Origin of the sequence: Pseudonocardia yunnanensis, assembly GCF_039534065.1 — a bacterium.
In the GTDB taxonomy this organism is placed as follows: Bacteria; Actinomycetota; Actinomycetes; order Mycobacteriales; family Pseudonocardiaceae; genus Pseudonocardia; species Pseudonocardia yunnanensis.
Window position 1 is genome coordinate 647,521 of record NZ_BAAAUS010000006.1, and the last position, 12,578, is coordinate 660,098.

At 68.7% G+C, this 12,578-nt stretch carries 9 protein-coding genes; 4 read left to right on the plus strand and 5 right to left on the minus strand.

All coding sequences use genetic code 11. The features are described 5' to 3' along the window. The first annotated feature begins 17 nt into the window (after positions 1-17). Together ABD743_RS09295 and nuoH are read left to right on the plus strand one after the other, a co-directional pair. On the plus strand, positions 18-635 hold the full coding sequence (locus tag ABD743_RS09295) for a TetR/AcrR family transcriptional regulator (protein ID WP_344720710.1): 618 nt from the start codon (positions 18-20) through the stop codon (positions 633-635). Between the two features lie 57 nt (positions 636-692). After that, positions 693-1,961 (plus strand): NADH-quinone oxidoreductase subunit NuoH, encoded by a 1,269-nt coding sequence (gene nuoH / locus ABD743_RS09300; protein ID WP_344720772.1) that lies wholly within the window; start codon positions 693-695, stop codon positions 1,959-1,961. 9 nt (positions 1,962-1,970) lie between these two features. Here the strand turns inward: nuoH and ABD743_RS09305 are convergent, their stop codons facing one another. After that, complete coding sequence (locus ABD743_RS09305) at positions 1,971-3,167, minus strand: FAD-dependent monooxygenase (protein ID WP_344720712.1); 1,197 nt, start codon at positions 3,165-3,167, stop codon at positions 1,971-1,973. Between the two features lie 81 nt (positions 3,168-3,248). Between ABD743_RS09305 and ABD743_RS09310 the strand changes: the two genes are divergently transcribed. Then, positions 3,249-3,989, plus strand: a complete 741-nt coding sequence (locus tag ABD743_RS09310; protein WP_344720714.1) for a TetR/AcrR family transcriptional regulator — start codon at positions 3,249-3,251, stop codon at positions 3,987-3,989. A 331-nt stretch (positions 3,990-4,320) separates the two neighbouring features. Here the strand turns inward: ABD743_RS09310 and ABD743_RS09315 are convergent, their stop codons facing one another. From ABD743_RS09315 to ABD743_RS09330, 4 genes are all read right to left on the minus strand, one after another. Next, positions 4,321-5,361 carry a MerR family transcriptional regulator gene (locus ABD743_RS09315; RefSeq protein ID WP_344720716.1) on the minus strand — a complete coding sequence of 347 codons (1,041 nt, stop codon included), beginning with the start codon at positions 5,359-5,361 and terminating at the stop codon, positions 4,321-4,323. An 80-nt stretch (positions 5,362-5,441) separates the two neighbouring features. Next, positions 5,442-7,643, minus strand: a complete 2,202-nt coding sequence (locus tag ABD743_RS09320; RefSeq protein WP_344720717.1) for an FUSC family protein — start codon at positions 7,641-7,643, stop codon at positions 5,442-5,444. A gap of 234 nt (positions 7,644-7,877) precedes the next feature. Beyond that, positions 7,878-8,846, minus strand: a complete 969-nt coding sequence (locus ABD743_RS09325) for an alpha/beta hydrolase (RefSeq protein ID WP_344720718.1) — start codon at positions 8,844-8,846, stop codon at positions 7,878-7,880. A gap of 122 nt (positions 8,847-8,968) precedes the next feature. Next, a complete protein-coding gene (locus ABD743_RS09330; protein WP_344720720.1) occupies positions 8,969-9,277 on the minus strand; it encodes a hypothetical protein in 309 nt (102 codons plus the stop codon). Positions 9,278-10,418: 1,141 nt separating this feature from the next. Here ABD743_RS09330 and ABD743_RS09335 point away from each other — a divergent pair. Continuing rightward, positions 10,419-12,308: a right-handed parallel beta-helix repeat-containing protein gene (locus ABD743_RS09335; RefSeq protein WP_344720721.1), complete on the plus strand. Its 1,890-nt coding sequence runs from the start codon at positions 10,419-10,421 to the stop codon at positions 12,306-12,308. Positions 12,309-12,578: the final 270 nt, after the last annotated feature.

The window sequence follows — 12,578 nt, forward strand, 5'->3', positions numbered from 1 at the left end:
TACTCGTGCTAGTAAGAGTGGATCCGGAGCGGTCCGTCACCACCGTGGCCCGGCGGACGCAGATCGTGTCGGCCGCGATCGCGACGATCGCCGAGCTCGGCTTCGCGAAGGCATCGTTCGCGCAGATCGCGCGCCGGGCCGGCCTGTCGAGCACGCGATTGATCTCGTACCACTTCGCCGGCAAGGACGACCTCGTGGAGGCGGTGGTCGCCGAGGTGTTCACCGTGGCGGGCCGCTTCATCGAGCCCTACGTGCTGGCCGAGTCGACCCAGGCGGGCAAGTTGCGCGCGTTCATCGAGGCCAGCGCCCGCTTCTACTCCGAGTACCGCCAGCACGTCATCGCCGTGCGTGATATCTGGGTGTGGTTCCGCACGGGGGACGACCTGCTCCGGTTCGGCCTGCACACGCATGAGCCCGAGTTCCGGGTGGTGGCCGAGATCTTCGCCGCCGGGCAGGAGTCCGGGGAGTTCCGCCGATTCGACGCACGGACGATGGCCATCACGCTCCGGCACGCACTCGACGGGCTGGCCACCCAGGTGTCCTCCGATCCCGATCTCGACGTGGGTTCCTACACGCGGGAGCTCGTGCAGATGTTCGACCGGGCGACGCGACGCGAGCCCGAGGACGACGAGTGAAGCGATGACGGTGACGGACCACTGACGTTTCCGCCGGGGGGAATGGCGAGCATGGAACTGACGCGATACCAGCAACTACTCATCGACGATCCGCTGTGGCTGATTCTGCTGAAGGTCGTGGTGCTGTTCGCGCTCGGCCTGCTGTTCACGATGTTCATGATCGTCACGGAGCGGAAGGTGGTGGGCCGGATGCAGCAGCGTCCGGGCCCGAACCGGGTGGGCCCTGGCGGTTGGCTGCAGAGCCTCGCCGACGCGCTGAAGCTGGCGTTCAAGGAAGACATCATGCCGGTGATGGCCGATAAGCGGGTGTATTTCATCGCGCCGGTGATTTCGACGATTCCGGCGTTCGTGGCGTTCTCGGTGATCCCGTTCGGCGGCGAGGTCTCGATCTTCGGCGAGCCGACGGTATTGCAGCTGGTGGACCTGCCCGTCGGCGTGCTGGTCGTGCTGGCCTGCTCCTCGATCGGGGTGTACGGGATCGTGCTGGGCGGGTGGGCGTCGGGGTCGCCGTATCCGCTGCTGGCGGCGTTGCGCAGCGCGGCGCAGGTGATCTCCTATGAGATCGCGCTCGGTCTGTCGATCGTCGGGGTGATCCTGTACGCGGGGTCGTTGTCGACGGCGGACATCGTGTCGGCGCAGAGCAGTGGCTGGTATCTGCTGTTGTTGGCGCCGAGTTTCGTGGTGTTCGTGATCTCGATGGTGGGGGAGGCCAACCGGGCGCCGTTCGACCTGCCGGAGGCGGAGTCGGAGTTGGTGGGTGGGTTCCACACCGAGTATTCGTCGTTGAAGTTCGCGCTGTTCTTCTTGGCCGAGTACGTGAACATGGTGACGGTGTCGGCGATGGCGACCACGTTGTTCTTGGGGGGTGGGCAGTGGCCGTGGCCGTTGTCGTTCCTCAATGCCAACGGGTGGTTGCAGTTCGTGGCATTCTTGATCAAGACGTTCATCTTCTTGTTCGTGTTCATCTGGCTGCGGGGCACGTTGCCGCGGTTGCGGTATGACCAGTTCATGCGCCTGGGCTGGAAGGTGCTGGTCCCGGGCAGCCTGCTGTGGATCTTGATCATCTTCGCGATTCGTACCTATCGCACCAGTGGCACGGGCAGTGTCACCACGTTGTTGGTGGCGGTGGGTATCGGGTTGGCCGTGGTGTTGGTGGTGGCGTTCCTGGTGCCCGACCGCCGGGTCGAGGAGCCGGTGATCGAGTTGGCCTCGGATTACCCGGTGCCGCCGCTGGACCTGACGGTGCCCACACCGTCACGCCACAAGCTGCGGCCCCGCCCGATCGACGCCGAGCCCGAGCGCGAAGAGCCCGTCCGGTCCGGTTGAGCTGTCGCGTCAGGTGGCCAGGGCGGCGTAGTCCGGCATGTCGAACGTCGTCGCCAGCGATGTGGTGCCGGCGACGAGCATGCGCCGCGCCAGGCTGCTGCGGAACATGCCGTTGCGCAGGCGTAGGCGCATGGCCGTGGACGGTGCGAGGAACTGCCCCGGGTTGGAGGCCCGTTGCCAGCGGCCGGCGTAGCTGCGCAGACGACGTTCGTACGCGGCGAACGCCGTGCGGTGGTCGCCCCCGGCAGCGGCGAGCTCACCGGCCAGCACATAGGCGCCGACCACGCTCGTTCCCACGCCCATGCCGCCGAGCGTGACACCGAAGCCGGCGTCGCCGAGCAGGGCAACCCGGCCGCTCGACCAGTGGGGCACGCTGACCCGGCTGATCGAGTCGAAGTACAGCTCCGGTGCCTCATGTAGCGAGTCGAGCAGCCGGGGAACGTGCCAGCGCATACCGGCCAGTGCGTCGGCGATCAGCTTCTTGTGCTGGTCGATGTCGTGCCAGTCGTACTCGAGGCGCGGAGAGGCGAACACGACGAAGGCGCCCGCCCGGCCGGGTTCGCGCTGGTCGGCGGCGACGCTCGCCATCCGCCCGGGCACGTTGTACTGCTCCGGCGTGGTGCCCACGCGAAGGTCGTTCGGGAGATCCCAACCTGCGAGGTAGTAGCCGAGATGCCGGACGTACTCCGCCTCGGCGCCGAAGGCGAGGCGACGCACCCCGGAATGGAGCCCGTCGGCGCCGATGACGACGTCGAAGGTCCGTGACGCGGCCCCGGCGAACTCGACGTGCACGCCGTGCGCGGTCTGGGTGAGCTCGGTGACGGCGTCGCCGAACAGGTACTCGGCGCGGTCGGCGCTGTGCTCGTGGAACACGCGGGACAGGTCGCGCCGGAGCACCTCGATGTCGCCGCCTGCGAACTCGGCCGGTAGCTCGAAGATCTGCCGGCCCTGCTCGTCGACCGCCCTCATCGCCCCGGCATGCGTCTGGAGGCCGCGCAGCTCGTCGAGCACGCCCATCTTCGACAGCACGCCCAGGTGCGTCGGTCCGCGGAAGTCGACGGCGAACCCGCTGGTCCGAAGGGCAGGCGCCACCTCGACCACCGTGGTCGTCGCCCCGAATCGGGAGAGCCAGAGCGCCACCGCGGGCCCGGCCACCCCCGCACCGGAGACGAGAACACGCAGGCCGTGCAGGGGAAGGTTGCTCATGTCTCGTTCTCCTAGAAACTGTGTCCAACAGACACTGTGTACCCTAGACACGGTTGAGCGACGGCGGCAAGAGGAGCGGTCATGGCAGTCGGGGACGAGGCGGGCGACCACGCAGAAGCGCTCGCCCTGCTCTGGGAGCGGCGTCCACAACCGAGGCGCGGTCCTCGCCCTGCCCTCAGCCTGGAGGCGATCGCGCGGGCCGGCATCGAGATCGCCGACGCGGACGGAATACCCGCTGTGACCATGCAACGGGTGGCCGAAGCCCTCGGCTTCACGAAGATGTCGCTCTACAGGTACGTGCCAGGCAAGGTCGAGCTCGTCGCGCTCATGACCGATACGGCCCTCGGCGAACCCGTGCGTCTCGACTCCGTTGCCGGCGGATGGCGCCCGAGCCTGTACGAATGGGCCACCTGCATGTTCGACCGGTTCTGGCGTCATCCCTGGGCGCTGGAGACCACTGTCGGTGCGCGGCCGATGGGGCCCAACGAGATCAGCTGGTTGGAGCAGGCCGTCGCCGCCCTCTCCGGCACCGGGCTCGACGGCGGCGAGATCCTCGACGTGGCCGTCACCCTCGTCGGCCACGTCCGCACCATCGCTCAGCAAGGGGCGGCGATGGCGAGTGAGAGCCCCGAGCGCGCGCTCGACTCGGCGTTCGGGGCCCTGCTGAGCGGCCGTGAGGAACGGTTCCCCGCACTCGCGGCGGCCCTCGACTCCGCGCGCAGGAACGGTTCGCGGGACCAGGCCCTCGACTTCGGCCTGAACCGCATCCTCGACGGCGTCGAGCTCCTGATCGCGACCCGTACCGGGAGCCACGGAGCTTGAATTGCCAGGATTACGACCTGCGTCAATCGCGTCGCATGCTGATCGTTCCAGGGGCTGGCCTGGCGCCGTGACCCTAAGGGGCGACCTTCAGGGCGGATGTGTTGAGCCGGTGGTTCGCCAAGAACGGGCCGAAGATCACGTGGCCGCCGCCCGGGACCTTTCAGGTCGCCGAACTTTCCTCGTACGAGAAATGGATGACCGGCACCTTCGTGTACTCCGACGCCTTCTGGGCCCTGGACTGCGTGGGTCTGCGGGGCGAGCGCCTCACTGGATCCGCTTGGGCCGGTTCTTCACCACGGCGGCGAGGCGCTGTCGATCCCGCCACGCGGCGTCACGTCGTGGCGACCACGTCCGCGACCACGCAGGCCAGGTTGTCGGGCGCACCGACGGCATGGGCGTGCTCGACGATCCGCGTGACGACGGCGCCGGGGTCGTCCTCGCGCATCGACTCGCGGAGCACACCGTCGTCGAGCACGGCGTGCACCCCATCGGTGCAGAGCAGGTACCGATCGCCCACCCGTGCCTCTCGCAGCTCGACGTCGGGGCGCTCCCCGGTGTTCAGCGCGCGGACGAGCAGCGCACGCTGCGGGTGGGACGCCGCCTCGGCGATGGTCAGCCGTCCCTCGTCGACCATCGACCGCACGAGGGTGTGGTCGGTGGTGATCTGGTGCGTGATGCCGTCGCGGAGCAGGTAGGCGCGGGAGTCGCCGACGTGCACCAATGCGAGGCGCGACCCGGACCGGACCAGCGCGGGGAGGGTCGTGCCGGACGGCGGCCCGATCGCGGTGACGGCAGCCGCTGCCTCCGATAGCGCGTCGTCGAGGGCGTTCAGTACCTCGCCGGCAGAGACACCGGCCCGGGCCAGCGCCCCGATGGCCGCTTCGCTCGCGGACGGCGCTTCGGCCGGGCCGAAGCCGTCGGCGACGGCGAGCAAGCCGTCGTCGGCGTGGACCGCATCCTGGTTCGTCTGCCGTACCAGGCCGCGCTCGCAGGCCGAGGCCCAGCGCAGGGTGATGGTGGTTTCGTCGGTCATGGCTGTGTCCTTCCCGGACAGGTGATCGACGAGGGTGGTGGCGAGCTTCCGCCGAGCGGAGATCTCGATCTCGACCTCGTGCCAGTACGCGCCGACGGCATCGGCCGCCGCCTGCCGTGGCAGGGCGATGACCTGAGCGATCCTGGCCAGGGGCATCCCGAGCCGCCGCAGCCACGCCACGAGCCGTGCCCGGTCGAGCTGGTCCGGCGAGTAGTACCGGTAACCCGACGCGGGATCGACCTCGACCGGGCGCAACAGCCCCAACTCGTCGTAGAGCCGCAATGCCTTGGGGGACAGCCGTGCCGCACGGGCGAACGCGCCGATCGTCAGCAGCTGCACAGCCCCTCCTCGTCCCGGGCCGGGTGCCCGGTGCGACGAGGCTGCGGGCTGCCCCGGGGGCAAGGTCAAGCCCGGCTGTGTCAGATCTTCGAGGCGGCCTCCGACGGCGCGCGTGCGCTCTCGCGCAACCGCACCCGTTCGCGCAGGCGGAGGTCTTCCGCGAGTGTGCACACAGCCTGGTCGATCCGGCGCAACATGCGGCTGACCGCGAGCCGTTCCAGCCGGTGCGGGTCGGGCTGGCGCGACGCGTCGGACTCCGCGGCGTCGATCACGTCCTCGGCGGAGCGGATCTCGCCGGGATCACGTTGGAGCACCGCCCGGCGCAGCCCGTCGAGGTTGGCTTGCACGCGCTCGGCCGCCGGGCACAGCGAAGACCATCCCGGTGCATCCACGTGGTCGGCGAGCCGCGCCAGGAAACGGGTGTAGTGGTCGACGGCGCTCAGCACCTGCACCATGCGGTGGTAGCTCGATCGTCCCCGCCGCCACGGCAGCGGGCTGTCGAGCGGCGCGGCCCGGGTGCGCAGGGTGGCCATCGTGTCGTGCACGTTCTTCGCCAGCTCCACCGAGTGCTCGGCCGACTCGCGCCCGAGGATGCGGTCGACCGACGTGGCGAGCACCGCGTCCACCGCGTCGACGTACTCGTCGAGAGCTTCCCCGAACGCCTCTCTGGTGCGCTTGGGCAGGATCAGGTAGCTCGCAAGGATTCCCAGCGCCGCGCCGAGGGCGGTCTCCTCGATCCGCAACACCAGCGTGGCCACGCTGAACTGGCCGATCAGGCCGTACAGGATCGCGAGCACGGCGGTGATCCAGAACGCCAGCAACGACGGCGAGATCTGCACGACGTAGATCGCGACGAAGATGCATGCGAATAGCAGGATCAGGGCGGCGAGCTGGCTGCCGGACACGAGGAGGGCAAGGCCCATCCCGGCGATCACGCCGCCGATCGTCCCGAGGATGCGTCCCCAGCCGCGGCTCAGCACCTCGCCGCGGCTGGTGGTGCCCGCGAAGACGAGGAAGGCGGTGATGACCGCCCAGTACCAGCGGGAGGGCGAGAGGAGCTCACCGGCGACGATCGCGAAGCTGGTTGCGACGCCCACCTGGATCGCCTGCCGGGTGGTCAGGAGCATGCCGCTGGGTGCTGTGGTGTCGTCCGTGGTCTCACTCGAGCTGTCGCTCGGCGTGTACTCGGGTATCGGAGCGGCCCCGGGATGGCTCTCGGAGACCTCGGAAACCGGCTCACCGGGGCACCGCAGTGTCCTGATCGCCCTGGCGAGCCGCGTCACCGCGAATGCCACCCGCTGCACGCGGTCGCCGTACCCGTGCGTCTCCCCGACGATGGTGGCGACGCTGCGCTCGGCTCCGTCGAGCAGCGCCGCGACCATCGCATTCGGTGTGCCGGTGGCGGTGGCGGCCTGCAGCCCGTGCAGCCCGTCGAGGAGCATCCGGCTGGTGTCGTGCGACATCGAGATGCCGGCCGTGGCCAGACGTTCGCTCGAGACGGCGAGGCGTTCTGCGGACAGCTCGGCGTCGAGCACGCGCAGGGGCACATCGCCCGCCGTCGGGCCCGATCCAGCGGACTGCTCCGACTCGTTCCGATTCGCCGTGGCCGTCACGAGGAGCGCGGTCTCGTTCAGCCGGGCGTGCTTGCGATGCAGATCGCGCAGGTCGCTGTCGAGCTTTCCCGGGTCGTCCGCGAACAGGTCGACGACCGCGCCGACGAGGTCGTGCACACGTGCGTCGAATGCGTGCAGCTGCCGGACGAGCGTGCGCTCAGGCCGTTCGGAGAACAGGAAGCCCCGCAATAGCACGCTCGACGCGACGCCGACGGCGGTGGCGAGTAGCAGCCAGGGGAGCTGGTCGGGCGCGGCCCGCAGGAACTGCGTGAAGAAGTAGGCGTTGAATGCCGCCATCCCGAGCGCGAACCCGCGTGGACCGAACCTGCGGATATAGACGGCGGTGACCATCACCGCGACGAACACGATGTCGGCGAACAGATGGTGGGGCGCCAGCAACGTGCCGGCCGCGACCGCGACGCAGGCCGGCACGATCATGAGCGCAGTGGTGACCCGTAGGCGGCCGAGCTCGGGCTCGTTGACCGAGACGACGCAGATCATCGCCAGCACGGCGGAGAGCAGGACCACGGTGACGGGCTGGTTCGCGATGAGCGCCGTGACCCCGGCGGCCAGCGCCATCGACCCCGTGCCGATCGCGGCGAGCCGCAGCCTGACCAGGCCCGGATCGATGGCGGTCAGCCTGGTGCGGAGCTCCCCGAGCCACGGCACCAACCCAGTCTTGCACGACCGTGGCGCGCGAACGGGGTGCTGAGGATTCCAGCCGGTGACAGCAGCAGTGGCCGGGAACCGCCGGGAAAGGGGCGGGTGAGCTTGCAGAGCTGCAGTTCACGGGGGGTGAGCGTGAGATCGACGCCGCAAGGTTCTCGGCGGGGCTGTCCTGGGCGCCGTGCGCTGAGGATCACGCTGCTCGGCCCCGGCCGACCAGTAGTACCACTGCATCGCTCAGCGCGTGATCAGGCGGCGCAGCCAGTGCTCACGGGCTCGTCGGGCCGCGACGGCGAGGCCCGACTGGGGGAGGAACGTGTCGAAGCCGTGGAAGGCACCGGGCCAGACGTGCAGCTCTGCCTGCACGCCTGCCGCCCACAGGCGAGCGGCGTAGTCGACGTCCTCGTCGCGGAAGGTCTCGGTGGAACCGCAGTCGATGAAGGCACTCGGAAGACCGGACAGGTCGGTGGCTCGTGCGGGCGCCGCGTAGGGGCTGACGCTGTCGGTGCCGCACTCGGCGCCGAGCAGCGCCTCCCATGCGGTGGCGTTGCTGACTGCGTCCCAGACACCGACCCCGATGAACTGCTGCGCGGACAGACTGTCGTTGCGGTCGTCCAGCATCGGGCACATGAGCAGCTGGCCGGTCAGGTGGGGCCCGCCACGATCGCGGGCCAGCAGGGCGAGCCCCGCCGCCAGGCCGCCGCCGGCACTGACTCCGGCCACGAGCAGCGAATCCTTGTCGCCGCCGATTTTGTGAGCGTTCTGTGAGATCCAGAGCAGGCCCGCATAACAATCCTCGATCGGTGCGGGATGCGGATTCTCCGGGGCGAGCCGGTACTCGACGGTGACCACCACGACCCCGAGCCGTTCGATCCAGTCGAGAACGAGATCGATCTGGCTGAACCGGTCGCCGAAGAGGTAACCGCCACCATGTGTGAAATACACGATGGGCGCGTTCGGTGCGGAATCGGGGCGGCGCAGAACGGAAAGGGTGACGGCCGGTTCCGCGGCCAGGCCGGGCGCCTTGAGATGCTCGACGATGATCGGGCGGTCGTGTATGAGGTGCTCGATCGGAACCGCTGACTTCGCTGTGCGAATGCGGCCTTCCGGCACCATCTCGGGGGTGAGTGATGCCGGGACGTCGGCGAGCAGCGTGGAACGCGCCATCTCCAGCTCCGGGTCGAACGGGGGGCGAGGAAGCAGCATCGGGCACCCATCAGTCCAGTTCGACTGGTGTGGGGCGACGGTGGACAACGTAGTCACCATCGACTTGTAATCACCCGCCGAAGTTACTTCTGTGCGCATCGTATCCGACGGGCCGGGCTATGTCAGGTGGATCCGCTCACCGGCAGAAACAGTCGAATTGCATGATTCTCGGTATTAGGTACGAAGATACGTTTTGCGGCGGTCGGACCTGACATTCCGGTAAGGGGGAGTCGCCCGCTGATAGGCGATTCGCCGCAGATGTCGGCGAAGGCGCTCAGGCGTACGACTCGCACCGGGCCGCAGCCCGTCACGTCGCGCTCGTCGACGTCGCCCACGTCGGTGAGCAGGAGCAGGAGGCCGTCGCGGGCCAGTGATCGCAGCGGCCGGGTACCGCCCGCCGATGCGCGGACCGGCACATCGGGGGAGAGCATCCCGGGTCGTCATCGTCGGGATCGGTGGACCGATCGATGCCGGGGTGCGAGCGAAGGCCCGGAATCGACAGACTGGGTGAGCGGCCGAGCCGGCAGGCCGGCTCGGCCTGGACACCCAGCGCGGCAACTGCGTGCCGGGGCCGTGCACCAGGACAAGCGGTGAACCGCGTGGGGGTAGCAGTCGCCCTCCTGCCCCGGGAGCACCTCCTCGTCTCCTGACGACCCCGGACCGACATTAGGCGTCTCCGGTGGGGTGATCGATCCGTGCAGCGCGGAGAAATGGACGTCGAACGCGGATCAACATGCACACCCGATCGCCGGTGAGAGGGGTTCGAGCGACACGCCCCGACGCTCTCGGCGAAGTGGTCATCTCTTCGCTGCCGGTCACCCACACCGGGATGATTCGGCTCGTTCCCCGTGCGGCTCGGTGTCGACAATGGAGTAGATCGAGATCGACATCAGGTCCACTCGACGGACGCTCGAATGTAGCAGTCGGGATGCCTTGATTCGATAGTCTTCGGGTTCCGAATTTTAGCAATGCTGATAGGTGTGGCCTAACGTTCGGTAGCGACGCTCCCCTATCGTGCGCCGATCCGGCCGAACTGTGGAGTGAAGCGATGACCAGTAGTGCCTCGACCGGCGTGATTCGTGTCGCAAAGGGTGGATTTCCGGGTTAACCGCCGCGGTTGCCCGTTGCCCCCGACCGTGCCCGTCGGATGTGCTCTGACCTGCGTACATCTCCTCGCTTGGGTCATTCCGCGCGGAGTCCGATCGGTACGACCGCTCGCCGGAGTACGTGGTTAACGCCGTCCGCATCGATTCCGACGGCATCTTCGCCGAACTCGTCCATATTGATGTCCGGAATGGAGAGGCGTGTCTCGCATGCAGGCGTCGAGGATCTTCCTTGTTGGTACGGGTGTGGTTGGTCTGGCGACGGGTCGGGGGTTCCTGGAGGCGGGTCATGAGGTGAGTTTTGTTGATATGGTGGCCACCAATGACCGCCTCGCCGCGGTGGTCGGCCGGGAGGTCGACGACGCCCGCGAGCCCGTGCCGGGTGTGTCGGGTGCCGGGCGGTCATGAACCTCGTCGTCGAGAACGGCACTGTCGTCCGTACCAACGAGAAGCCGGAGGAGATTCCGGCATGACGCGCGTATGCATGAGTCTTCTGCTCGTCACTTTCGTGGTCGCGGCGTTCCTCGGAATCAGCACGGGCGCCGCCGCCGCTACACCCGTGCCCACGCCCATCGCCTGGTCGGTCCCGGCGCAGCTCGCCCCCGAGGACCAGCGGATCCGGAAACAGTGGGAGGACCGGGGGCGTCCGAACAAGATGGTGATCGTGCGGGACACCCGGATCGATGTGGTGACCGATGGGCGGGTGTCGCAGCGGGTGCCCTCGGGCTCGGCCGCACTGAGCCTCGTCGCATTGGACCGCATGCTCATGCCGGGTTGGCTGACCATCACCGACGGCACCGCGGATCTGGGGGCCACCATCGTGCTGACCAGGGGAACCGCGTTGGATATCAGCGGCGTGCGCACCCTGAGGCTCACCGGAGGCGACAGCACGACGCAGACCGCGTCGATCTACACCGGCGGTGGCCGCTTGAGCCTGAGCGGCGTCACGGTCACCTCGTTCGATCCCGCCACCGGGAAACCGGTGCCCCTCGCGCCGGGACGGCCGTCGATCGTGGCCGCGGCGGGCGGCACGCTGGAGGTCACCGACTCCACGATCACCGATCTGGGCACTCCTGCCAATGAGGTCGACAACGGACGGCCCGCCGTGGCGTTCAACCCCGCCAGCAGCGGCTCGCTGGTGCGCACCACGCTGCAGCGCAACAGCACCGGCGTGGAGCTGTCCCGGTCCGACGGCGTGCGCCTCGAGGGGCTGACCGTCACCGAGTCCACCGGCGACGGCATCGTCTTCCGCGGTGACAGCGGCACGACGATGACCGAGGTTCATGCCGAGAGCAACGGCCGTAACGGCCTACTGTTCACCATGCTCAGTGCCGACCGCCGTCCCGCGGGCAGCACGAGCCGTCCGGTGGCGACCGTGACGGGTCGCCGTATCACGGGGGTGTCCACAAAGGGCAACGGTGAATACGGCGTGGTGCTGGTCGGCCAGCAAGGCGCGCATGTCATCGGAGTCGCCACGACCGCGGACAAGGCCGGTGGGCTGCGAGTGAGCCGGTCCAACGACACGCTGATCGCCGGCTTCACCGCCACCGATCAGCCGGTCGGGTTGTTCACGCACATCAACACCACCAACACGGTGCTCGAAGGGGTGCGAACGACGGGTGGACGCCGTGGCGTGCTGGCGGAGAAGAGCACGCAGGGGTTGACCATCACGGACTCGACGTTCCAGGGCGCCCGGGTTGCCGGGATCTCGGTGGGCGGTCAGGACGTGCAGCTCACCGACGTGCGCGTGAGCGACTCGGGCACCGGGGTACGTATCGAGCGCGGTGCCCGAGGGATCACGTTGACCGGGCTCACCCTGGTAGGTGGGCACCATGGCGTCGTCGCCACCCCGAACACCAGCGGCGTCGTGGTGCAGGACCTGGTCGCCGAGAACGTCGCCACCGACGCCGTGCGCACGTTCAGCCCGGACACCCGCATCATCGGCGGTCGCATCACCGGCGGCGCCACCGCAATCGATGTCGCCGCGGCGACCACGATCTCCGGCACCACCATCAGCCACGCCCGGGAAGGCATCCGCACCCGATCGACCCAGCCGGTGCACGCCCACAACATCGACGTCACCACCAGCTCGCTGGGCATCAACGCCGCCCCGGGCAGCCCGTTCACCCTCACCGCATCCCGGGTGCACGCCCTCGAGGCGGTGCGCGGTCAGGTGGGCCAGCACGGCATCAACGAGCTGAGTCTGCCCCCGCTCAACCTGCTCGGGGCCATCGGCGTCCCGCTCATCCTGCTGGCGTTCGTGCTGGAACAGGCGCATGTTCGCCGACTACGACGCGTGGGCGCCGACACGAGGCGTCGACCACCGCCCGCGTATCCCCCTCCCACGCCGAAGCAATGATCCGCAGGCGCGCCATCGAACAACCGGCCAGGGGCTTCCGTGGATGGACGCTGTGGATGCGCCCGCGTGCCGGTCGAGGTCCGGCACGGTACGGGCGCCGACGTATCCGAGGCCGGATCGCCGTGGCTGCGGTGGCGGTGGCGGCGCTGGCCGCATGCCAGGCCGTGCCGCCCGAGGAACGCGTGACGTCGGTGGACCCCGAGGTGATCCCGGCGAAGTTCCAACAGTTCCTGGGCAACCACCTGCGCTACACCGACCACGGCGACTTCG

Coding starts and splice junctions, on each gene's coding strand:
- ABD743_RS09330 (WP_344720720.1), bottom strand. CDS start 9,277: ATGCTCTCCCCCGATGTGCCGGTCCGCGCATCGGCGGGCGGTACCCGG.
- ABD743_RS09310 (WP_344720714.1), top strand. CDS start 3,249: ATGGCAGTCGGGGACGAGGCGGGCGACCACGCAGAAGCGCTCGCCCTG.
- ABD743_RS09305 (WP_344720712.1), bottom strand. CDS start 3,167: ATGAGCAACCTTCCCCTGCACGGCCTGCGTGTTCTCGTCTCCGGTGCG.
- ABD743_RS09325 (WP_344720718.1), bottom strand. CDS start 8,846: ATGCTGCTTCCTCGCCCCCCGTTCGACCCGGAGCTGGAGATGGCGCGT.
- ABD743_RS09335 (WP_344720721.1), top strand. CDS start 10,419: ATGACGCGCGTATGCATGAGTCTTCTGCTCGTCACTTTCGTGGTCGCG.